The sequence below is a fragment of the Stieleria marina genome (assembly GCA_007741555.1).
GTDB lineage: Bacteria > Planctomycetota > Planctomycetia > Pirellulales > Pirellulaceae > K23-9.
In genome coordinates, this window is sequence record CP036526.1 from 7,724,472 (window position 1) to 7,748,297 (window position 23,826).

Sequence of the window (23,826 nt, forward strand, 5' to 3'; positions counted from 1 at the left end):
GCCTCGGCGGCTGTGAGATCGGTAGGGACGCGGTGCCTGACCCTCAGGCTAAGCAGCGCGTCGTTGTTGTCCTTCGTCGGTGTCTTCGCCGAACTGGAAGATCGATCCGCGTGGGCGGCGGAGTTCGCGAATGGTTTTCGTGGACTCGTGCACTTCGTTCTGCAAGTCGCGGATCGTTGTTTGTGCTTTCGCATTAGCGGACAACGATTGATCGTGCTCCGCACTTAGTTCCTTCAATGCAGTTCGCAGCTGAGCAACATCGCTTTGCAGCTTTTGGTTTTCTGGTTGCATTTTCTGAGCCACGCTTAAGTCGCGTTCCATCGCAGAAATTGCAGCCTGTTGTTGTTTCAGGCTGTTCGCAAATTCGCGGCTGTCCTTGATGGCTTTCTCGTAGGCTTGGTTGCGGGCATCCAATTCGCTACGTAGTTGATCAGCATTGGAAGACTGAGTCGCTAATTGACTGGCCAACTGCTTGACCTGCTTTTCCAAATCCACTTGCTGTTCAGCCAATTGGCGACGCTCATTGGAAATGCCCTCGTATCGCTCGCTGACAATCTCCAAGTTTCGCTTTGCCGATTCGACTTCGGCTGCGGTCGCTCGAAGCTGCTGGACTTCAGCCCGTTGTTCAGCGTAAGCCTTGGTCTGCAACTCGCTTTGATGCTGCATGTCCTTCAGGTCAGCGGCACTTTGATCCAACTGCCGCTCCAGCACTTCGGCCTTCTTCAGTTCACGGTTGAGCCGAGCGATTTCGGCGGACTGTTTTTCGTTGGATCCGCGCAGTTCGCTGGTCGCTTTCTCTGCAGACTCCAACTGGCCTTTGATGCTGCCCATCTCGGCTCGGAATTGACCGACTTCGCTGAGCTGGTTTTTCACATCGGCGACTTCCGCCTGTTGTTCGCTCAGCAGGTTGGTCAAACGAGTGTGTTCGCCATTGGCTGTCTTGATGACATTGGCGGCACTGTCCAACTCCGACTTCAAACGAGTGATTTCGACTTCGCTCTTCTTCAACTCTTCAATCTCGTTGTTCTTTTCGACCAACGTCGAACGCAGCGTTGCGTTGCTCTCGCCAAACTCTTTCAACTTGGCTGCCAGTCCCGCATGTTCCTCTTTGACGCCGTCTGCCTCGGTCAGACTTTGCTGCATGACAGCAAACTGCTCGGAGCGTTTTTCCAACAATTGCTCGAGTCGCAAATTGTTTCCTTCGGCGACCTTCAATCGCTCGGCCAGCTCGTCACGCTGCGAAGCGAGTTGCTTGAGAGACTCGTTTTCTGTCGTTAGCACGGCGATATGATTGACCTGCTCGGTCAATTTGAATTGCATGTCTTCGGAAGTCGCCTGAGACTGCACTACCTGTTCAAGCAGAGTGTTCTTTTCTTGGATCGCTGCTTCAGGTATTTCGTCGCGAACAACCACTAGCTGCTGCTGAGCCTCGGCAAGTTCCGACGTAGCCACATTTAGCTGGGTAGAAGTTTCGTTCAACTGAGTCGTGGTTTCATCAAGCGACGAATGCAATCGCTCAAGTTCGCTTCGAGCTTGCTGCAGTTCGCTTTGCAAATCGCCAACCCGAGCGTCTTCTTGTCCAGCTTGTTCCAAACTGGCATCAAGCTCGCTAATGCGGGCGTCCTTTTCAATGAGCACATCATTGAGAACTTCGGTTTGTGCGACCGCTTCCTCTGCTTGCTGCGACGTTTCCGCCAATTGCTGACGAAGTTGTTCGATCGTCTGCTGAGCCTCGGAATCGTCGCTGGCTCCGTCCGTCGCCTCTTGCAGGAGAGATTCCAGCCGCTCAATTTCTTTTGTCTGCTGCTCGATGATGCCTGTTTGACGGCCCAATTCGTCGCCTGCTTGGCGAACGACGTCTTCATTGCGACCGTGAATGGCTTCGTAAGATTCTTTGGCTTCAATCGCTTCTTGAAGTTGCGTTGTCAACGATTCGTTGCGACTGACTTGCTCTTGCAAATCGCGACGCAAAGCCTTCGTCGACTCCGCAAACTCTTCGCTCTGCATCCTCAGCTGGTCAAAGTCGCTGTGCTGAATGGTTTGCGTTTTCTTCAGTTCCAAAAACTCTTGACGGTGCGTTTCCGCCGCACCATTGGCTGCCGAGTACTTTTCTTCGAGTTCCAAGATCCGTTTTTCATCGTTGCCTCGGTCCTTGTACCAGACCAAATGGCCGATCAAAAAACCCGCCAGCACGAATAGAAAAATCGAGACTATTGGCAGTCCAAGAAAAATACTCATCCGTCATTCCCAATTGTGGGGAGCACGCGAAATAATGCTCGCCGATATTTGCGAGTTGTGATTCAAACCGGTCCCATCCGTCTTCGGAAAAACATCATCCGGAAACATCTGAAAGCTGGCGTACAGGTCGCTATAACAAGAATTCCAATTGAAAGTCGACTGGAGTTTTGACTTTTCTAAATGGGCTCGCTCCCGCTAAATCAAATCACCGCCCCCACGCCGTGAAACGCGTCCTTGCACACCAGGCAAAATCAACGAAAAAAGCGAGCCAAAGCACTGGCTCGCCTTTCGTGAAACTGTCGAATCGCCATCCTTCGATTGGAAGGTAAATCGAGCCGCAAGATCGCCGAGAATATTCAGCGAGCCAAAAGCACGGTTCACCGCAAACTGAAACGCAAACGGCTCCGACGACGCTGGATCAAACGAGTCAAACAATCGCTCCAATGCTTGCTGGACTAGCGACTTGCTAACAAACTGGCGACTTGCTAACAAACTGGCGACTTGCCAACAAATGCGATGACGCTGGCTGACGCATTCCAATCGCGACTAAGAACCTGAATTTTGAATCACTTCGGGAAGGTCCTTGCCTTCGACAACAAACTGCATCGAAAGCGAATTGACGCAGTGTCGTGTGTCTTTCTGTGTCAGCCGCTCTCCTTGGAAGACATGCCCCAGATGGCCACCACAGTTTTCGCAAAGTATTTCGACGCGGCGGCCATCCGCATCAGCCTCGCGGCGGACGGCACCTTCGATCTCGTCATCGAAACTTGGCCACCCGCAGCCGGAGTCAAATTTGTCGGCTGAACGATAGAGCGGTGCATTGCATCGTCGGCAAAGGTAGGTCCCTGGCTGTTTGTTGCCAAGCAATTCACCGCTGCCGGGAGCCTCGGTGCCTTTGTTAACGATCACGCGTTCTTGTTCGGGCGTCAGTTCGTTGTAGTCGGTCATTGCTTGGTTTCCATGGGTGGGTGCAGAATGTTTCGCGGCTGTCATCACGCGATGCGACTGCGGCTAGGTTTCGATCCGAATCACGACGCCTTTGAACGCCGGCGTTTTGCTTTTGGGATCCGCATAGCGAGACACCAGCACGTTGGCTTCGGGATAATACATCAGTGCATTGCCGCAACGAATATCATCGTACCCGCGAGCGCGGATGTTTTTTAACGCCCCGGTATCGCTGGCAACTGTGACCAGCTGATCGTGCGTCAAGCCGAACCGTTTCATGTCGTCGCTGTGCATTAAAATGACGTCGCGACGATCCTGATTGCGGTACAGGTCCTCTTCTTCGTAAACGACCGTGTTGAACTGACCTTCGCTGCGGACGGTCATCAATCGCAGTTCATTTTGAGCGGTTCCCTTGAGAGCCGGTAGATCGTGGATGAACAGCACCCCGCGCCCATCTTCGGTTGGAAACTGTGGCTCGTAAAAAGTGCGTCCGTCGATCTGGAACTCTTCTTTGGTTTTGTCGATCTCCGTGATCTTGCCATAACCCGGCACAACGGCGCCGATCCAATCGCGAATAGTCGACGCCTGTTTCATTGTGTTCCAGTCGACGCCCTTTGCATCGGGAATGACCTTTTCGGCGATCGAGGCAATTACATCGACTTCGCTTCGCGGGCCCGGCAATCGTCGCGGCCCACCATCACTGAGTCGCACGAAATTGAACATTGATTCTTGGGTCGTCGACTCAGGTTCTTCGTCACGAGCCAAAACGGGCAAGACAATGGTGTCTTGGGCTAATCCGTGAGCATGACCGGTGTTGAGCGTCGTATTGAGCATGACGTTCAACTCCAAATTCGACATCGCTGTGTCTGCAAAAGTGGAATCTGGATTGGAGCCATAGAGATTCCCACCCAACGAAAATCCGATTTTGATATCGCCCACCGCTGCCGATTCCATGCACGCCAACGTGTCTTTGCCAGGAGTGGTCGGCAGTTCGACACCGAATTTTTCTTGCAACGCCGTGAAGATGGCGTCTTTCAATTTGGGAGTAACGCCAACACTACCGATACCTTGCACGTTGGAGTGACCGCGAATGGGCATCAGCCCCGCGCCGGGCCGACCAACCATGCCACGGCACATTGCCAGCGCTGCGATCGCTTGCACGTTGTCCACGCCGTGTGCGTGGTGCGTGATCCCCATCGTCCAGGAAAACACCGCCTTCTTGGATTGGCCATACACGGTTGCAATCGATTCGATCTCGCTGCGCGCGACGCCCGACTTGGATTCGATTTCTTCCCAGGTGAGTGCGCTAATCGCTTTGATCCACGTTTCGCTATCGCGGCAATGATCTCGCAAAAAATCGTCGTCCATCCCGCCTTGTTGCTTGACCGCTTTTGCGATTCCCCACAGCAGCGCAAGGTCGCCACCAATGTGTGGCTGAACATACTGTGTGGCCACTTTGGTACCCAACAGCAACGAAAACGGATCGCTGGGAACACGGAACTTAATCAGCCCGGTTTCGCGAACCGGATTGATCACAATTACTTTGCCGCCGCGACGACGTACATGCATCAAGCTGGTCATCAACCGCGGATGGTTACTGGGTGGATTGCCGCCGATGATAAACACGGTATCGGCATTTTCCAGATCCTCCAGCTGAATCGTCGCCGTCCCGCTACCGACGGTTGACTGCAATCCAACACCGCTGGCTTGGTGACAGTAAAAACTGCAGTTGTTGACATTGTTGGTGCCGTACACTCGCGCGAACAGCTGCAGCAAGAACCCGGCTTCGTTACTACTGCGGCCACTGAAATACCAAAACGTTTCGTCTGGTTTGGTGGCTCGCAGTTTGTCGGCGATGGTGTCGAAGGCCTGTTGCCACGTGATTTCTTCGTAGTGTTCTGTTCCGGCGCGGTAGCGAATGGGACGAATCAGCCGGCCTTGGTGCTCCAGCTCCCGCGGCGTCATTTTCTTTAGTTCACTGACCGGCGTGTCGATCCAGAAGTTTGATTCGATGGCAGGCTGCATATCGGCCACCATCGCCTGCATGCTTTTTTTGCAGACCTCCGGGAACGATCCGGCTTCATTGACCATCCCACCCTTCTGCCCCCCCATCCCTAACGCACAGGTTTTGCAGGCGTTGCGGGAACGCATGGCTTTGAAAAGTTTCCAAATTCCCCCCGCTTCGCGGCCTTTTTTGACCGTGTACCAAATCGCTCGGAATCCACCACCACTGCGAACTTTCACGCTGGAAACACCTTTTATTGAATCGCCAAAGAATCGGTTAACCGTCGGGCGTATGGTAGCGTTTTGACGAATTCCTGGCAGTGACGTGCCGCAACACGACATTGGCTGTCCAGCGTTCAAGTCACAAGTTCCCATCGCCGGCCATTCGACCCGACTATGCGGAACTTCTTTCTGGTTTTCCCGCTGCTGAGGCCCAAGTGACGTTCGAGATTGGCGGCTGGGCGAGTATTTTGTGCCCTAAGAGTGACCGCGATCGGTGGTCATCACTTGTTTTCTCCTGCTCAATGAACTCTGGCGACTTGGAACTTTGGTTACTTGGGAATCCTGGCTGACCCTGTCCGTCGCTGGCATACTGCTAGTTTGCTTAGCCCTGCGCGTCGCGGCAACGGACCTTTTGGCAGTCGCGTGCTTGGCAATCCTGGTCTTTGCTCAGAACATCACCGGCACGCCTCTGCTACCGACGCCAGCCGAAGCAGTCGCGGGATTTGGTAACGAAGGTCTAATTACGATCGCACTTTTGTTCGCTGTCGTCGCTGGCCTGGAGTTCACCGGTGGCACCGAATTGGTCACCTCGCGATTACTTAACCGCGCAAAGACACTGCGTACCGCGCAAGTTCGATTGCTCCTTCCGGTCGCAGGCATCAGCGGTTTTCTGAACAACACGCCCGTGGTTGCCGCATTGCTGCCAGTCGTGGATGACTTGGGCAAACGAATTTCGCAAAGTACCAGCCGTCTGTTTTTGCCGATGTCGTACGCTGCGATCTTGGGCGGCATGTGCACGATCATGGGCACCAGCACCAACCTGATCGTGCAAAAAATGTACGACACGCAGTTCGGCGTCCAGCTGAACTTTTTTGCTCCCGCTTGGGTCGGTTTGCCCGCCACGATCATTGGCCTGATCTACATCATTCTGGCGACACCCAAATTACTCGCCCCGCGTAAACCCGCGGTCAGCGCGTCCGACGACCCGCAGCAGTACACGGTGGAAATGCAAGTCGATCCGGGTGGACCGCTGGTCGGCGTGACTATCGAAAAAGCCGGCCTACGTAATCTTCCCGGGCTCTACATCGCCGAAATCCAACGCGAAGACGACACGATCACGGCAGCCAAACCAAACGAACGATTGCAAGCCGGGGACGCGTTGATCTTGGTCGGCGCGTTGGACAGCGTAGTCGATTTGCGAAAAATCCGCGGACTGATCGCACCCGACGATCAAGCCCGCAAGTTACAAATTCCGGCGTGGCGGCGAACACTCGTCGAAGCTGTTGTCAGTTCACGCTGTTCCTTGCTTGGCAAGACGATCCGTGAAGGCCGCTTTCGTTCGCACTACAACGCTGCGGTAGTGGCGGTGGCACGCGGCGGGAAACGACTGTCCGGCAAAATTGGTGACGTCCGACTTGAATCGGGCGACGTGCTTTTGCTGGAAGCATCGCCTTCGTTTCAACATCGCCAACGCGAGCTGCGGGATTTTTATCTGGTCAGCGCTGTCGAAAAAGGCACGGTCCGGCGACACGAACGTGCCTGGGTTTCGCTGGCCATCCTGATTGTGATGGTGCTGAGCGCTGCGTTGAATTTCCTGACGATTTTGACAGCCGCCTTGCTAGCCGTCGTCGCCATGATTGGGCTGCGTTGCTGCACAACTGTCGAAGCCAGACGGAGTGTTGATTGGTCGATCTTGATTGTCATCGGTGCAGCCATCGGGATTGGCACCGCGATGGAAACCAGCGGATCCGCCAAAGCCATTGCAAATGGGCTGCTCAGTTTGGCCAATGAGAATCGCTTTCTAACACTCGCTGCGATCTATCTGGCCACCATGCTGTGTACCGAGCTCATTACCAACACCGCTGCAGCGATTTTGATGTTTAAGATTGCCACCCAAGCCGCCGCAGCCTTGCCCGCCGCGGACGGTTCCATCGGAGTGAGTGAAACGCCGTTCGTGATCGCGGTCATGATCGCAGCGTCGGCCAGTTTCTTGACGCCCTTTGGATACCAAACCAACTTAATGGTGTACGGTGTGGGTGGTTACCGCGTCAGCGATTACGTCAAGTTCGGTTTGCCCCTGAGCCTAATTGTTTTCGCTGTGTCCATGATCGTGATCCCCAACGTCTGGCCCTTCGCGATTCAGTAGTCTCGCGTGGCCAAAGCGGCGGCGGTCGCTTTGTCATCACCCTCCACCAAGACGTCCACGCGTCGTCATGCCCTCCGAGCGGTCCTCCGAGCTGCTTCGCAGGACTACGAATATGAACTTCAAACCCAATAGCCCTCGACTTTCGCAGACATCCCCCACAGCGAAAGCGACTCCGCCCCAGGACCAACAGCCCAGCGTTTCACTTGACGATGCCCTGCGGATCGACCGGTTCCGCTTGCGCCGCTTGAAGAAAAAGCTCTCCGAAAAAGACTTCCAGTCCAAACTCGCCCAGTCCATCGCTCAGCACGAAAAACGCAAAAGCGCCGATCCACGGTTGGAGTACCCTGACGAACTGCCCATCAGTTCGCACCGCGACGACATTGTTCAGCTGATCCGCGATCGCCAAGTCATCGTCGTCTGCGGCGAAACCGGTAGCGGCAAAAGTACCCAGCTGCCGAAATTCTGTCTGGAAGCCGGCTTGGGTCGCGAAGCCATGATCGGCCACACCCAGCCTCGGCGATTGGCCGCTCGCAGCATCGCCCAGCGTCTCTCGGAAGAACTTGACACCCCGTTGGGAAAATTGGTCGGCTACCAAGTTCGTTTTGGTGACCAGACGACGCCCGAGACACTGATCAAATTGATGACCGACGGAATCCTGTTGGCCGAAACACAGTCCGACCGATTTTTGGACGCCTACGACGCGATCATCATCGACGAAGCTCATGAACGATCGCTAAACATCGACTTCCTGATGGGCTACTTGCGACAACTGCAAGGCAAGCGCCCCGATCTGAAAATCATCATCACGTCGGCAACCATCGACGCCGAGCGTTTTGCAGAACACTTTTCCGATGAGCAAGGTCCGGCGCCGATCGTCAATGTCGAAGGCCGTGGTTTTCCAGTCGAAACACGCTACTTGCCATGGGAAGAAGTCGCAGGCGAAGTCACTGCTTCGTACGACCTGTCACGTCACGTCATTGCGGGAATCGATTCGCTGTCCGGCGGCGGCGACACGTTGGTTTTCTTACCCACCGAACGGGACATCCGTTTTGTTTCGCACCGCGTCTCCGGGCACTTCACCAGGCAAGGCATGGAAGGCCGCGTTGATCTGCTGCCGCTCTACGCTAGGTTGCCGCAAAAAGAACAGCAAAGGATCTTTCAGCCATCGGGCAACAAACGCAGGATCATTTTCGCGACCAATGTGGCCGAAAGTTCGCTGACGGTCCCCGGAATCCACTGCGTCATCGACGCGGGAACCGCCCGGATCAGCCGCTACAGTCCTCGCAGCAAAGTCCAGCGACTTCCCATCGAACCTGTCAGCCGCGCCAGCGCGGACCAAAGGGCAGGGCGGTGCGGCCGCGTCGGACCGGGCATCTGCGTGCGATTGTTTTCGCAAGACGACTACGAATCTCGGGACGATTTCACGACCCCCGAAATTCGCCGAACCAATCTTGCGTCGGTGATCCTAAAAACCAAAACCCTGCGAGTCGGTCGGTTAGAAGAATTCCCACTCCTGGACCCACCACGGCCCGAATCCATCCGCGAAGGCGTCAGCACGCTGGTCGAACTCGGTGCCATGGATGACCGTCGAGAACTGACGGACATCGGCTGGAAACTCGGCTACATGCCCGTCGATCCACGCGTCGGACGAATCATCTTGGCCGCCGATGAATACGGCGTATTGCCGGAAATTTTGCCGATCGCTGCGGGGTTGGAAATTCCCGACCCACGCGACCGTCCACCTGAAAAACAACAAGCCGCCGACGAAGCTCATTCGCAGTTCGCCGACCCACGCAGTGACTTTCTTTCCTGGTTACGGCTCTGGCGATACTACGAACAGTCTCGCGAAGAATTTGGCCGCAACAAACTGACACGCATGCTGCGAAAACAGTTCCTTTCGCCCAACCGCATGCGCGAATGGAGCGACATTTATCGGCAGCTCAAAGACACCGCGGCAACCTCGTTGGGCGACCGCAAATCAAAACGCCGCAAAATCGGCGCGATTCATTTCAACGAAGACGAAACCAAGCTGGTCGACGATGCCAAGTACGATGCGATTCACCAAGCCTTGATGAGCGGACTGCTGTCGAACGTTGCCACCATCGGCGACAAAAACGAATACCTGGGCGCCCGTGGATTGAAACTGCATTTGTGGCCCGGCAGTGGCGTGTTTGATTCCAAGCCAAAATGGATTGTCGCCGCCGAACTGGTCGAAACCACGCGGCAATACGCTCGGACCGTCGCGCGCATCCAACCGCAATGGATCGAAAAGATGGCCGCACATTTGCTCAAACGTTCGTACAGCGACCCGCATTGGGGTGGAAAAGCGGGAGGTGCTTTTTGCTACGAACGCGTCACGCTCTACGGACTGCCCATCGTCGCTCGCCGCCGCGTGCCGCTGCCACCGTTGGACCCGAGCACTTCGCGAGACCTGCTGATCGAACAAGGTTTGGTGGCGTCACTACTGAAAACAAGCGCCAAGTTCGTTCGACACAACGAGCAGTTGCTGGAGCTTGTCGCCGCGCTGGCCGCAAAAACCCGTCGCCGTGATCTGGTCATCGACTCCTACGTGATCGAGCGGTTTTATCAAGCTCGTCTGCCCGAAGAAATCTGCGACCGCGGGCGCTTAGAGAGCTATGCCAAAAAGATTGACGAACCAACCTGGGTAAAAAAACTTAGCAACGCTGCCGACGTGTCAGCGTGGCTTCAATCACCGCCGACCGATCTAGACGATGCAACGTCGCTTTACATGAACCCAAGCGATCTGGTCGACGTAAAGGCTGACGAGATTACGCAGGAAGACTTTCCCGATGAACTATCGGTTGGTGGCTCGCGTTTGCCCCTGGAGTATCACTTCGAGCCCGGATCGGAACGGGATGGTGTCAGTCTAAAAATTCACCAGGCCGCATTGTCGCAGATCAGTGACGAACGACTCGGCTGGCTCGTGCCCGGACTGCTTCACAAAAAACTGGTGTCGATGATCAAGTCGCTGCCAAAACGAATCCGCCGCAATTTGATCCCCGCCGCCGACGTTGCCACGTCGATCGCCGCCGAACTGAAGGAATCGCAAGGCACCGCGCCTTTTATGGCAGCTGTTTGCCAAGCCATGTCGCGCCGTGCTGACATGACAATTACCGAACATGATTTTCAATCCGAAAAACTGGACGACCACCTGCAGTTTCTGATTCAAGTCGTTGATGATTCGGGCGAAACCATCGCTTGCGGGCGCAGTGCCGCGCCACTGCAGCAACAAGTTGGCGCCGCCGACGGACCTGCTGCCGACGAAGCCGGCCATACGGATGACGAGTCCTGGTCGCGCGATTCGATGACCACGTTTGACATCGACGCGTTACCCAAAGAGATTCTGCGAGACCGGGGCGGAGTACGTGTCGCGCAGTACCCAGGCCTAGTCGATTTGGGAGAAACCGTCTCGACGCGGCTCTTCTCGGATCAACTCTCTGCTGATGCTTCGACGCGATTGGGCTTGATGCGACTCTATGCAATCGCGGATCGCAAAGAACTCCGCGGCCAAGTCCGTCATCTCCCGTCATTGGAACAGGCCAAGATCAAACTGACCGGCGTGATCTCGGCGGGCGATTTCGAGTCGAGTCTCGTCGATCTGCTGGCCCGAATCGCGTTTGTCGAAAATCAACCGATCGTTCGCACGCCTTCCGAATTTGAAGCCCGCCGCAAAGACCGCATCGAACGAATCGCCAAAGCCACTCACGAGGTCGCCACTTGGCTGACAACGCTGGCCGACGGATATTTTGACACACGTCGCCACTTAGAATCGGCAAACAAAAACAACCACGGCGTCGCGATTGGTGACATCCGCTCACAATTGAAATGGCTGATGCCAACGGACTTTTTGTCGTTTACTCCATGGCAATGGCTAAAGCACTATCCGCGTTACATGAAAGCGATCGCTTATCGCCTGGACAAACTCCGCAGCGGATCCGCCGCCCGTGACGACGAATCGAACCGCTTGATCGCCGATCTCAATCACCAATGGCTCGTCGCGCTCCCCGAACAAGATCAGAACCCTAAAACCCAAGCCGCCAGCGACTTCCGCTGGATGGTCGAAGAACTCCGAGTCAGCCTGTTTGCCCAGCCACTGGGAACGTCCATCAAAGTATCCGCCAAACGCTGCGAAAAATTGCTGTAACCCGCAATCTGTTCGCAAAGCAATTTCGTAGTCTCGCGACGCCGTTCGCGAGGCCAAAATGGCGACAGCCACTTTGCCTCTGCACCGGACGACTGCAAGTCGTCATGACCTGCGAACCGCGTCGCAGGACTACGGAGACCGCTGAAATCAAACGGCCAAGCGTTCGTTAAAGTTCCACTGAGGACTGTACCATTTCAACAAGCGACTTTGCCTTGCCAGCCTTGCATCGGTGATCGAACCGACTTGCACAATCGCCAATTCAAGAGTGTCGATATCGACGCCAAACGCCGGCCACCCTTCGCGGGTTGATTCGCAAAACTGAGCTTCGATCCGACTTTTTAGATCGCTGGTTTCACCCGCGTAGACGTAGTGATTGTCTCCGTCGCGAAGCGCATAAACGGCGGGCACTTGATCGAGAGAAGCAAAATCGATTTTGCTCAGACGCTTCACGTCGGCTTTCTTGAATTTTCGGATTCCCAGCTGTTTCGGCGTACTAGCCTGGGCACGGCTCCTGCCCTTACTTCCTTCTTTTCGCAATTTCAAAGCGGCCCAACGATAGTCCAGCGAAGTGAATCCGGGTGAATAGGCCATGGCTAATTTGTCGAACTTATCGGCCAACCGCGGATCACTCAGCAGTTCATCCAAGCTCATGTTGGCATACAGATCGCTGATTTGCCGCCACGCAATTTCGGAGGCAAACAAATACGGCTCCATCTGATCCCAAGTGATGCTTGTTCGTTTGGACGTCTCGATGCCTGCGCGCTTCAGCTTTCCGGATTTGCGTAAGCGAAACAAAAAGCGGTTTCGTTCTGCCCCCGTACCGGGCACGTCGCGGCGAGCACATTGCAACTGAAAATCTTCGTTCAGAACCGGGTCGGCAATCAGTCGATCGACCGAAAATCCGCGATTTGACTCCGAAAATGCCTCGACAATCGACTGCGATTCAACTTGCGACTCTTCCAGATCAAAAAGCAAATTCGTCGGCGCGGGCGATTTTTTCTTGCTTGGTCGTTTCTCACCGAGTTTCTTACCAGCACTTGTCGACGGAGCGCTCACGGTCGGTTCTGCCGAACCATCCAACGGGTCGCCCACGCAAGCCGATTCCAATCGTTTGCTACCTAACTTGGCGTACTCCTTGGAAAGTTCAAAGCTAAAATATTTGCGTCCGAGTTTCTTCGCAACCGTAATCGTCGTTGAACTTCCCGAAAAAGGATCCACCACCACGTCATCCGGATCCGAACAACCTCGAACAATCCGGCCCATCAATTGCTCGGGCATTTGGCAACCGTGAAAACCGGCTCGCTCTTTGAAAGTGCCTGCGACGCGGGGGAAGTACCAGAGGTCTTCGTCGGCAGTGAACCCATCCACGCAATCTTGCGGGCGCAAGATCCACGTATCGTCGGGCAGTCGTCCTTTCGGGTTCGCACGTTTATCGCCGTAGACAAGCTGTCGCGCCGAAGGCACCGCGATCGCGTCTCGATTAAACGTGAAGTTGTCGTTGTCTTTTACAAAGTAAAACAAGTGTGCGTGAGAACGCGTAAACTTGTTCTTACAGTTCACTCCAAAGGTGTAGTACCACACGACCCAGTTGCGAGTGTGAAAACCAATCTTCTGTGCTTCTATTTTCAGCTCGGCCGCATACTCATCGCCGATCGCTAGCCAAAACGTACCGGTGGGACTGAGCATCCGATGAACCTCCGTCATCCAATCACGCGACCATTCAACGTACTTTTCAGCATCCAGTCGGTCATCGTATTCGTCGTAGTCGTACCCGATATTAAACGGCGGATCAGCAAACACGAGTTGCACCGATTCGCTGGGCACGGACTTCATGCCGTCGATGCAATCGCCCTGGTGAATTTTGCCAACGAGTGAATTCAGTTTCTTGGACATGGTGGCTTCAGCAACGAGTTCGGCATGGGGGTAAGCCCATGTTTTACGTCGTCAGTTGGTGGAAAGTCCACTGGTGCGGTTTGTTAACTGATTGGTTATTTCCGCTTCAAATCGTCAATGTCCACAAAACACGGACTGAGCACGGTTTGTCAGTCTGAAACGCGATTTCCTGGAGACCGGAAAAGCCGGAGAAGTGAATAGCGGTTCTGAACAGAGCGGGCCTGAGCAACTCACCCGAGCAACGTGTTTCTAACCCCGCAAACTTTTCACCATCCGGAAATGGGGAATTCCGACTTCGACGAACCGTTCGCCTTCGGTGACGTAGCCGAGCGAATCGTAGAATCCTTGGGCCACATCCCGGGCGTTGAGCTCGATTCTCTGAAACCCTTTTCCGACCAAGTCCCGTTCGACATTTTCAAGCAAGAACCGCCCAACGCCGCGACGTTGATGTTCAGCTGCGACGGCCATTTGCCGCAGCTTGATCGCAGTTTGCGAAATCGGCTTGCCCAACACCACTGCGATCAACTCCTCCTTGTCGATCACCCCCCAACGCAATTCCTCTGATTCGGCGGCCAACTGCGGCGCGGTAAAAGTCAGTCCAAGCGGCCGACGCAATAGTTCGTCGCGAAGTTGAATTTCCGCGTTGTAGTATTTTGATCGCCATGTCATTTCGATGAATTGCATAAGGTGCCTTTGTACGACGCAGCGATCCGCGTGGGTAGTGTTAGTGGCGAAACGCCGGCCATTTGTTTACTGGCTGAAATACCAGATACCTGCGGCGACGATTGCGACGACATGAGTGATGGCGGCCAGAACAAACGGAATTCGGAAGCTGACCTTTTGAGTTTTGTGCCGAACCATCCTGCCTGCAATCAGTCCGCCCGGCCAACCGCCGACCAACGACCAAAGCAACAGCGTACTTTCGCTGACGCGGCGAGCGCTATTTCTCGCTGCTCGTTTGTCCCAAATGAACAAGCACGCAGTCACCAAACTCGCTACCAGTGTCCAAACCACAAATTTCGCTAACATGGGGGATTCTCGATTCCGCTTCTTGCAAGTTTTATGGCTCGTTCCAAACATTCCAATTCTTTCGGCGGCCAGCTTACCAAGCTTGATGACCTCCGCACCGCCGACGATTATTTTGACGTTCTGGAACGTTGGTTGGACTTGGAGAGCGAAGCCGAAAGAGCTCGATTGGCACGTCGTCGCCAGATTCGCAATCAGACCCACGTCGAAAAGACAGGCGAGACAATTGTACGACTGCAGATGGCCGATCATAAGACCGGTTTGGCGGGGCGATTTCTGATTGACTTGACCAAACCGGGCGATCAAAAATTGCCGATGAACCGTCTGAAAGTCGGCTCGCCCGTTGTGCTCAGCGATGACGACGATCCCTCCGACGAAGGCATCCCCGGCGTGGTCAGCCGCCGCAAGTACGATTCAATCCAAGTCGCTACCGACCGCTGGCCAGAATCACGCTGGTTCCGCTTAGATCTATCGCCCGATGAAACAACCCGACGTCGTCAGCTGAGTGCGATGGCGCGGGCAAGGACTGCTGCCAGCCGGACGGGCAGGTTGCGTGACATGCTGCTGGGCAAACGACCGCTTCGCTACGGCGAACCCAAGAACGTCGAACTGCTGACTTCACTGAACCCACCGCAGCAAGAAGCCGTTCGATTCGCACTTTCTGCCTACGACGTCGCGATCCTGCACGGGCCTCCCGGTACCGGCAAAACGACCACGTTGGCGGAAGTCATCTACCAGGCCGTGCAGCGCGGCGACCGCGTCCTTGCTTGCGCCCCCAGCAATACTGCCGTCGACAATTTGCTAGAACGACTGATCGGCATCATGCCGCGCACCGTGCGAGTCGGGCATCCGGCCCGCGTCTTTGAATCGCTGCGCGGTCACACGCTCGACGAACTGGTCGATAACGACCCCTCGTCGAACATCATTCGTGAAATGCGGCGCGACGTCGAAGAACTGATGCGAACCGCTTCGAAGACACTTCGCGGCAGTGACTGGCGGCAGCAAAAGCGAGCCATCCATGCCGAAGCCGGTCAGCTGCGCGGGCAAATCCGTTCGCTCGAACGCAGCATCATCAATAGCGTGCTGGATCGGGCCGATGTGATCTGTACAACAACCACGATCGACGACGACTTGTTAGGCGACCGCACATTTGATTTGGTCGTCATTGATGAAGCCTGTCAGTGCACCGAACCAAGCGTGTGGCAAGCGATCTTGCGAGCGGACCGCTTGGTGTTGGCCGGCGACCATTGCCAATTGCCGCCAACCGTGTTGAGCGATGAAGCGGCGAATTGCGGCATGCGTCAGTCGTTGATGCAACGTTTGGTGTTGCGCGAAGGCGAGGAGGTGTTTCGACGATTGACGGTGCAGTACCGAATGCACGAGGCGATTATGAATTTTTCGTCTGATACGTTTTACGAAAGCACGTTGGTGGCCGATGCCTCGGTGAAATCGCATCGATTGTGTGATCTACCAAATGTTCAAGAACTGCCGCTAACGACCGATCCGATCGAGTTCATCGATACGGCCGGTGCGGAGTTTGAAGAACAGCTTGAACCCGATGGTGAAAGCAAGATGAACCCCAAGGAAGCCAACGTCATTGTGCGATTGGTGCGTGAACTGATCGACGCTGGGGTCACGGAAGATCAAATCGCAGTCATCGCCCCCTACGCTGCGCAAGTTCGTTTGCTACGCGGGCGACTGGACGCAACAGATTTGGAAATCGGGACGGTAGATGGTTTTCAGGGCCGCGAAAAGGAAGTCATTCTGATCACGATGGTTCGCAGCAATGATCGCGGCGAAATCGGTTTCTTGTCCGATACGCGGCGCACCAATGTGGCTCTCACGCGGGCCAAACGCAAACTTATCGTCGTCGGCGACAGTGCGACGTTAGCCACCAATGAGTTCTACGGTGATCTGCTGGAGTACTTCGAAACGCAGAACGCCTACCACACCGTTTGGGAATTCGGCGATGTCTAGTTCCGCGATCAAGTTGCTCTGCCAGCCCCCACTAATTTGGCCAGCGTCATCACGGCAGCATTCGGATTGCCCATCGTGATTCGCTGCAAGGCGGATGCATCGACGACGTGCAGATTGTCGGCTCCCGTTTTGATCCCCGCTGCGGTTCCCATCGGATGATACAGCGTCTGAGAAAATCGCTGCACTGATTTGGCAATTGCTTCGTCGCTCTGTCGCTTCGTACCCGGCAGTATTTCACCGGTGATCAGATTGCCGTAGTGATCACTCGATGCGATCTGCCGAGCCAGTCGGACGCCGTCGATTGTCTTTTCCAAATCGTGTGGATGATCCAAGTAGTTTGGATGAATGCTGGGCGGCGCATGCGGATCAGCGGACGTGATCGTCAGCTGTCCACGCGATTGGGGCTGGGTCACGTTCACACCGATCGTCAGCGCGGGCGGTGCCTTGGGATTGGGGTACAGCAAATAGTGAGTCGGAGTAACGTGAATTTGAATGTGCCCGTCGTCGAACAAGCCGCCTGCTTCGGCAATGTTGGACACGATCGGTCCGTCGCCATCCTTTGTCCACAATTGGTCTTCTTCGTCGCTGAACGTGAACGGGAAAGCATGCTCTGGATTCACGCCAAAGATCACCGGCATGATCAAATGATCCTGTAGGTTAGCGCCAACCGCTGGATCATCATGTCGCAAATCAATTTTGCAATCGCACAAAACCTCTCGCGGCCCAATACCGCTTCGCATCAGAATCATTGGCGTCGCGATGGCGCCCGCACAAAGAAAGACTTGTTTGGCGGCACGCAACTCTTCGCCATCGGCGGTGCGAACCCCCGCCGCGCGATCACCTTGGAACAGAACTCGGTCAACGGTTGCACGAACGACTTCAATGCTGCCGTGCTTCAGCAATTCTGCAGGAGTCCAACGTCGGCCGCGCCGGTTAGCACGCCGGTAGCTGTCCGGATCACCATAGTTTTTCGCTGCCAGTTGAAACTGCCGCGCAGCGTTACTTTGCCACTTTGCCCGTTCAGGCTGAACGATTGATTCCAATTCATCAAAAGCGTCGCGTGCATCCGAGGACTGCACCCCAATCGATTCGGCGATGTTTTCAAAGTCACTGTCGGTCGGCGGGAACCAGATCATCGCGTTGATGCGGCCGCTGCCACCGGGCCCCCGCCCTCGAGGCCAGCCGAGCGATCGCCCCGCCAAAGTATCGATTGGATCGGTCGCCAGATCCCAATCTTCACGACTACCGATCAGATTCAACCATCGGGACGGCCGAACTCGATCGATTTGGGGGGCCAAATCAGACTCCGGCTCGATGACCAGGATTTGTTGATCGCCGTCACTTGCCAAGCAATTTGCCAACAGGCAACCGGCCGAACCAGCGCCCACGATGATGATGTCAGGGTTAGGCATGAAAACAGAAAAACTGCCGATAGTCGATTTCGAGTTTGTTGATTAGGATTTTGGCATCTGTTTCGACACCCTTACCTTTCGATTGTCATGACCGCGTCAACGACCAGCCACCGTTTTTCGACTCTGTCCGTCGCGCCACCCGATGCTATTTTGGGTTTGACGGAAGCCTTCTTGGCGGATTCCAACCCCGACAAGATGAACTTGAGCGTCGGCGTGTACAAGGACGCTTCGGGACAGACACCGGTGTTGAAATGTGTCAAAGCAGCCGAAACAAAATTGATCGAAGAAGAAAAAACGAAAGGCTACTTGCCGATCGATGGGTACACGGACTACCGCAACCACGTGCGCAATCTGGTGTTTGACGAAACCATCGAGCACGATCGAATCGCTGTGATTCAGACTCCAGGTGGAACCGGAGCGCTTCGCGTGGCGGCAGATTTCTTGGTCACTCAGTTGACGCCGATTCGCATTTGGATCCCCACTCCGACTTGGGCCAACCACGGCAACATTTTTGCAGCCGCGCACTTGGAAGCTCAACCGTACAGCTACTTGGGTGCGGACCGAAAGTCCCTGGACATCGATGCGATGTTGGACGATCTAAAAAACAAAACGCGGGTAGGTGATGCCGTGCTACTGCATGGTTGCTGCCACAACCCAACCGGCATCGACCCGACCGCCGCACAGTGGAAGGAAATCGCCAAGGTGGTCGCCGAAAAATCATTGATCCCACTACTGGATTTTGCGTATCAAGGTTTCGGTGCGGGCATTGCCGAAGACGCCGTCGGACTGCGAACGGTACTGGATGCCGTCGATGAAGCGATTGTGTGCAGTTCGTTTTCAAAAAACTTTGGACTGTACAGCGAACGCGTCGGAGCCGTCTCGTTGGTTGCCAGCGACGCCGACGCGTGCAAAGCTTCGCTGAGCCAACTGAAACGGATTGTTCGCACTAACTACAGCAACCCGCCACGACATGGCGGTGCGATCGTCGCGACAGTGCTGGATGACGCAGGATTGACGGCGATGTGGACCGAAGAATTGACTGAGATGCGAGAACGGATCACACGTCTGCGTGGCGATTTTATCGACACGATGAAATCGACCGGTGCCGGGCATGACTTTGAATTCCTGCGATCACAAAACGGCATGTTTTCGTTTAGCGGCCTGACCCCCATGCAAGTTGACGAACTGAAGAACAAGCACAGCATCTACATCGTCGGCAGCGGCCGTATCAACGTGGCCGGCATGAGCGAGAGCAAAATGTCGCAGCTATGCGAAGCGGTTGCGAGCGTGATGGAGTCCTAGACGTTGCCGCGACCACGATCTGGCACTCTGCCCGGCAATGAGGACGGGGGGACGTAGCATTCCGCCGCGAAGCTTTGCAACGACGGGATTGAACCGCCATCGCACTGAATTGCGGTTCCCGGTTACAATTCCGACTCACCGAGCAATTGCATCTCTTGAGGAACCTTCGCGTGCCCCCGCAAGTACGTCGTGCCTTTCTGATCGTCGCCGCTGTCATGGTGGTCATTGCCGTGGCTTGGGCATCATTTTTTGAAACGTTGCCGCCAGCAGACTTCAGTTTGCAAAGCGGCACGGATCCCAAAACTCTGGACCCCCACCGAGCGACGGGAAACATCGAAAGCCGTTTGATTTTCGCGATGTTCAACGGCCTGTTGCAGATGCTTCCCGAGGGCGAACCGGACCCCGAAAGCGGGCTGCAGCCGATGACCGCCCAACCAGCGATGGCCAAATCGTACGACGTTTCCGACAGCGGTAGAACGTACACGTTTCATCTTCGCGATGACATCTTCTGGACCGACGGCTCCCCCGTGACCAGTCACGATTTTGCTTGGAGCTGGCAACGAATGCTGCACCCCGGCACTGCCTGTGAATACACGTTTCAGTTGCACGGCGTACCGTTTGCCAAAGAATATTCCGAAAGCACCGTCAAAGTAGGTGACAAAGTCGAAGTCGAATTGTGGGATCGCCCAGACGACACGGACGACAAAGCCAGCCTGCAAAATTTTCCGCGCGGAACGATGCGTTACGGAATTCTTCGCGAAATTGAGAAGCCGGACAAACCGCCCCTTTCCGACGATGCGTCCGACAAACAGATCAAGAATGCCGAAGCCGACTGGCAAGAAACCTGGGTCTATCACATCGATGTCGCAGCAGAAAACGCAGATGGATCCATCGACTGGGACGGCCAAACAAAATCGCAAACGTTTGTCGCGAATCTAGAATCAGCCGCCAAAAAGACTGACACCCAACGCTGTCATGCAGTGATGATCGCATTTGGAAAACTAGGCGGACTGGAAACTCCCGACTACAAAACGTTTGTGGTTCACTTGAAAGATGCGATTCCATATTTCCCCAATCTGGTCGCCTACTACCCAACGTTCCCGGTCAACAAAAACTGCGTCGAAGAGCACGGATCGCCACTTTGGACCAAAGCCGAAAACATCGTCACCAACGGGCCGTACAAACTGCAAGAACGACGCCTGCGTGATCGCCTGCGACTGCTAAAAAACGAAGACTACTTTGGCGTCAACGAAAAGGGTTACGACACGATCGACTTCTTGTCCATGGAAGGCCAGAACACTGCAATCAACATGTACGAAACCGATCAGATCTCTTGGGTGACCGATCCGCCCGCGGCACTGTTGGGCGAATTGATCAAACGCGACGATTTTGTCAGTGCTCCGCAGTTGTCAATCTACTACTACCAAATCAACATCCAGCGCGAGCCACTGGATGATGTTCGCGTCCGCCGCGCGATCGCGATGGCGATTGATCGAAAACAGATCGTCGAACAAGTCATGAAGACTGGCCAGCTTCCCGCGTTCACATTGGTGCCGCCAGGGATCGCTGGATACGAAAGTGCCAAAGGCCCGATCTTTGATGTAGAAGCGGCCCAAAAATTGCTAGTCGAAGCCGGTTTTCCTGGTGGCCGTGGGATTCCAAAAATCACGTTGCTGTACAACACAACGGAAACCCACCGCGCGATCGCCGAAGTCATTCAGCAGCAATTGCAAAACAATCTAAATGTCAAAATTGAGTTGCAAAACATGGAATGGGGCAGCTACTTGGACAAACGCAAACAGAAAGATTACGAAATCGCTCGTGCAGGTTGGATCGCGGATTATCCCGATCCAAACACTTTCTTGGACATGTGGATCACCGATGGTCCCCAGAATGACACAAACTGGAGCAACCAAGAATTTGATCGCTTGCTGCAAGACGCGGGATCCGAAGGCGATCCAGCAAAACGAATGAAGATGCTTCAGGCAGCCGAGCAGATTTTCATTGATGAGATGCCAGTGATCCCGATCTACTTCTACACGTCCTTGAACATGATCAAGAACGACGTAGAAGGTTTCTTTCCAACTGCCCAGGATTTGCATCCGATTCAGTTGTTGCAACCCAAGGAGGGCGTGAAGTGATTCGATCTCTCAATCCGCCGTTGGCAATCGTCATCGGCCGCTACGAACCTCTGAGGTCGGATCCAGGCCCATGGCTAGCGCCATCGACTGCCCCGGAAATTCGACAGGAGGTTTTCCATGCGTGATCTCTTGAGCTATCTGACGCAGCGGTTCTTTTGGATGCTGCTGACTCTTTGGGTGGTCTACACGTTCTCATTCATCTTGATGCGCAGCGTGCCGGGCAATCCCTTTAGCAGCGAACGCAATGTACCGCCGGCGATCGAACGACAGCTGGAAGCCCGTTACAACCTGGACGCACCGCCGCTGACGCAGTACATCGACTACTTAGTCGGCATCGTCACACGGTTTGACCTCGGCTGGTGCATTCGCCTGGAAGACTACAGCGTCAACCAAGTCTTGGCCGAGGGACTCCCCGTATCGGCCTCACTTGCGATTTTCGCGATGGTGTTTGCGATCATCCTGGGTGTTTCGACAGGTGTTGTCTCTGCCGTCTACCGAGGCACCTACGCCGATATCGGGATGCGGACCGCGGCCGTACTGGGAATCGCGATTCCAAATTTTGTATTGGCAGGGCTGGCCATTTTGTTGTTTGTGTTTGGGATCAAAATTTTTCCTGCCGGCGGCTGGGGAACTTTGCGGCAAGTCGCATTGCCTGCACTTTGCCTGGGCGCACCAATCGCTGCCTACATTGCTCGATTGACACGAACGGGCATGCTAGAAGTCCTGACAAAAGATCATGTTCGCACCGCGTTTGCAAAAGGGCTTCCCAAGCGAACCGTCATCATGAAACACGTTCTTCCCGGAGCCATGTTGCCAGTCGTTTCGTACTTGGGACCAGCCACCGCACGCGTGCTGACGGGATCGCTAGTGCTTGAGCAAATTTTTGCCTTGCCCGGACTTGGCAGTCACTTTATTCATGCTGCCCTGCAGCGCGACTACACGCTGGCCACAGGAATGGTTCTGACTTACACAGTGATCTTGTTTGTCATGAACACCCTCGTCGATATCTCGTACTCGATCATCGATCCAAGGGTGAAGCTACAGTGAACACAGGAAAAGATGATCGCGACGTCAAACTTCTCGAGCAAATTCTCGACGAATCGAAGCAGGTGCAAGGCGTTTCGCTTTGGCAAGATGCCTGGAAACGATTGCGCCGCAACAAGGCTGCGATGGCATCGATGGCGACGTTGTGCATTTTGGGCATCCTAGCCTTTTTGACACCGCTATTGCCTCTGCAAAGCCCCATCGACAAGGACTTGAACAACCGACGGTTCTTGCCACCCAGCCTGGAAACAGTTGTCATGGGGCAGCGTGACGGATTGAAATTCAAAGACGGCCGGCTGACGGCGCAGCTGGCAAAGTTCGAGGACGAGATTGGCGAACTAAGAACGAAGCAGAGAAGTGAATCGGATCCTGACAAACGCGATGCGATCGATGAACAAATCGAAAATCGCATCGAAGTCGAGCATCCTTTCAACCAACTTTGGAACGAACTAGATTCCGTTTCGTGGGGTCTGTGCGAACTGCGAGTATCAATCTTTGGCGACTACGCGATCCCCAGCATCTTCGGCACGGACCAACTGGGCCGAGACTTGCTGGCACGCGTCTTCTGGGGCGCCCGTGTATCGCTAATCGTTGGGATTGTTGCGACGCTGGTCAGCTTGATCATTGGTGTCAGTTACGGAGCGACGGCGGGTTACTTCGGTGGGATCGTCGACACGATTATGATGCGGATCGTCGATGTACTCTATTCGATTCCGTTTTTCTTTGTGGTGATCTTGATCATGACGTTTTTAGGCGACGACGCTATCAAGAAACGCATGAACGAAATCGGCATCGACCAGATCATGGTGTTCTACGTCGTGATTGGCGCGATCTATTGGTTGACCATGTCTCGAGTCGTGCGGGGACAGGTCCTCTCGCTCAAAGAAGAACAGTTCGTCGAATCAGCACGCACAGTGGGCGCATCTTCGTCGCGAATTATCTTTCGGCATCTGGTGCCCAATGTGTTGGGCATCGTGATCGTTTACTTAACTCTGACGATTCCATCGGTCATGTTGTTCGAGGCGTTCTTGTCGTTCTTGGGCATGGGTGTTTCACCGCCAGATGTTTCGTGGGGCTTACTACTCAAAGACGGTGTCGATGCCCTCTCCAGCGTCAAGCTGTTTTGGTGGGTCGTCGTTTTCCCAGGCGCCGCCCTGGCCGCCACGCTGTTCGCATTGAACTTCTTGGGCGACGGACTACGTGACGCATTGGATCCAAGAATGAAGAACCGTGATTAGTCTGCCTATCCATTTCGCCAACCTAGTCGTCCCGCGTCGCCGCTGGCGGATCCAAAGTGACGTCCGTCGCATT

Annotated in this window: 15 protein-coding genes; 8 read left to right on the top strand and 7 right to left on the bottom strand. The window is 54.8% G+C overall.

What is annotated here, in order from left to right; translation table 11 throughout:
• Positions 1–48: 48 nt before the first annotated feature.
• Complete coding sequence (locus K239x_RS27365; RefSeq protein ID WP_145421591.1) at positions 49–2,238, bottom strand: coiled-coil domain-containing protein; 2,190 nt, start codon at positions 2,236–2,238, stop codon at positions 49–51.
• Between the two features lie 318 nt (positions 2,239–2,556).
• On the opposite strand from K239x_RS27365, the gene K239x_RS27370 reads away from it, so the two are divergent.
• Positions 2,557–2,697, top strand: a complete 141-nt coding sequence (locus K239x_RS27370) for a hypothetical protein (protein WP_419189457.1) — start codon at positions 2,557–2,559, stop codon at positions 2,695–2,697.
• 87 nt (positions 2,698–2,784) lie between these two features.
• Here the strand turns inward: K239x_RS27370 and K239x_RS27375 are convergent, their stop codons facing one another.
• Together K239x_RS27375 and K239x_RS27380 are read right to left on the bottom strand one after the other, a co-directional pair.
• Complete coding sequence (locus K239x_RS27375; RefSeq protein WP_145421593.1) at positions 2,785–3,186, bottom strand: methionine-R-sulfoxide reductase; 402 nt, start codon at positions 3,184–3,186, stop codon at positions 2,785–2,787.
• A 63-nt stretch (positions 3,187–3,249) separates the two neighbouring features.
• Positions 3,250–5,427, bottom strand: coding sequence for an FdhF/YdeP family oxidoreductase (locus K239x_RS27380; RefSeq protein WP_419189458.1), 2,178 nt, complete (start codon positions 5,425–5,427; stop codon positions 3,250–3,252).
• Between the two features lie 256 nt (positions 5,428–5,683).
• On the opposite strand from K239x_RS27380, the gene K239x_RS27385 reads away from it, so the two are divergent.
• Together K239x_RS27385 and hrpA are read left to right on the top strand one after the other, a co-directional pair.
• The gene (locus K239x_RS27385) at positions 5,684–7,555 is read left to right on the top strand and encodes an SLC13 family permease (RefSeq protein WP_419189459.1); all 1,872 of its coding nucleotides are present in this window, start codon (positions 5,684–5,686) and stop codon (positions 7,553–7,555) included.
• 112 nt (positions 7,556–7,667) lie between these two features.
• Positions 7,668–11,720 carry an ATP-dependent RNA helicase HrpA gene (gene hrpA, locus K239x_RS27390; RefSeq protein ID WP_145421595.1) on the top strand — a complete coding sequence of 1,351 codons (4,053 nt, stop codon included), beginning with the start codon at positions 7,668–7,670 and terminating at the stop codon, positions 11,718–11,720.
• A gap of 147 nt (positions 11,721–11,867) precedes the next feature.
• On the opposite strand, the gene K239x_RS27395 is transcribed toward hrpA, so the two are convergent.
• The 3 genes from K239x_RS27395 to K239x_RS27405 form a co-directional block, all read right to left on the bottom strand.
• Complete coding sequence (locus K239x_RS27395; RefSeq protein WP_145421597.1) at positions 11,868–13,613, bottom strand: DNA methyltransferase; 1,746 nt, start codon at positions 13,611–13,613, stop codon at positions 11,868–11,870.
• 249 nt (positions 13,614–13,862) lie between these two features.
• On the bottom strand, positions 13,863–14,297 hold the full coding sequence (locus tag K239x_RS27400) for a GNAT family N-acetyltransferase (protein ID WP_145421599.1): 435 nt from the start codon (positions 14,295–14,297) through the stop codon (positions 13,863–13,865).
• A 66-nt stretch (positions 14,298–14,363) separates the two neighbouring features.
• The gene (locus tag K239x_RS27405; RefSeq protein WP_145421601.1) at positions 14,364–14,642 is read right to left on the bottom strand and encodes a DUF1294 domain-containing protein; all 279 of its coding nucleotides are present in this window, start codon (positions 14,640–14,642) and stop codon (positions 14,364–14,366) included.
• A 33-nt stretch (positions 14,643–14,675) separates the two neighbouring features.
• Between K239x_RS27405 and K239x_RS27410 the strand changes: the two genes are divergently transcribed.
• Complete coding sequence (locus K239x_RS27410) at positions 14,676–16,616, top strand: AAA domain-containing protein (protein WP_145421603.1); 1,941 nt, start codon at positions 14,676–14,678, stop codon at positions 16,614–16,616.
• Positions 16,617–16,624: 8 nt separating this feature from the next.
• Here K239x_RS27410 and K239x_RS27415 read toward each other — a convergent pair whose 3' ends face one another.
• Positions 16,625–18,028: a GMC family oxidoreductase gene (locus K239x_RS27415; protein ID WP_145421605.1), complete on the bottom strand. Its 1,404-nt coding sequence runs from the start codon at positions 18,026–18,028 to the stop codon at positions 16,625–16,627.
• A gap of 87 nt (positions 18,029–18,115) precedes the next feature.
• Here K239x_RS27415 and K239x_RS27420 point away from each other — a divergent pair, with 87 nt between their 5' ends.
• The 4 genes from K239x_RS27420 to K239x_RS27435 all read left to right on the top strand — a co-directional run bounded on the left by K239x_RS27420 (position 18,116) and on the right by K239x_RS27435 (position 23,753).
• Positions 18,116–19,330 (top strand): amino acid aminotransferase, encoded by a 1,215-nt coding sequence (locus tag K239x_RS27420; protein WP_145421607.1) that lies wholly within the window; start codon positions 18,116–18,118, stop codon positions 19,328–19,330.
• Positions 19,331–19,500: 170 nt separating this feature from the next.
• Positions 19,501–21,471, top strand: a complete 1,971-nt coding sequence (locus K239x_RS27425) for a peptide ABC transporter substrate-binding protein (protein WP_145421609.1) — start codon at positions 19,501–19,503, stop codon at positions 21,469–21,471.
• A 117-nt stretch (positions 21,472–21,588) separates the two neighbouring features.
• Positions 21,589–22,518, top strand: coding sequence for an ABC transporter permease (locus tag K239x_RS27430; RefSeq protein ID WP_145421610.1), 930 nt, complete (start codon positions 21,589–21,591; stop codon positions 22,516–22,518).
• A 41-nt stretch (positions 22,519–22,559) separates the two neighbouring features.
• Positions 22,560–23,753: an ABC transporter permease gene (locus K239x_RS27435; RefSeq protein WP_419190122.1), complete on the top strand. Its 1,194-nt coding sequence runs from the start codon at positions 22,560–22,562 to the stop codon at positions 23,751–23,753.
• Positions 23,754–23,826 lie beyond the last annotated feature (73 nt).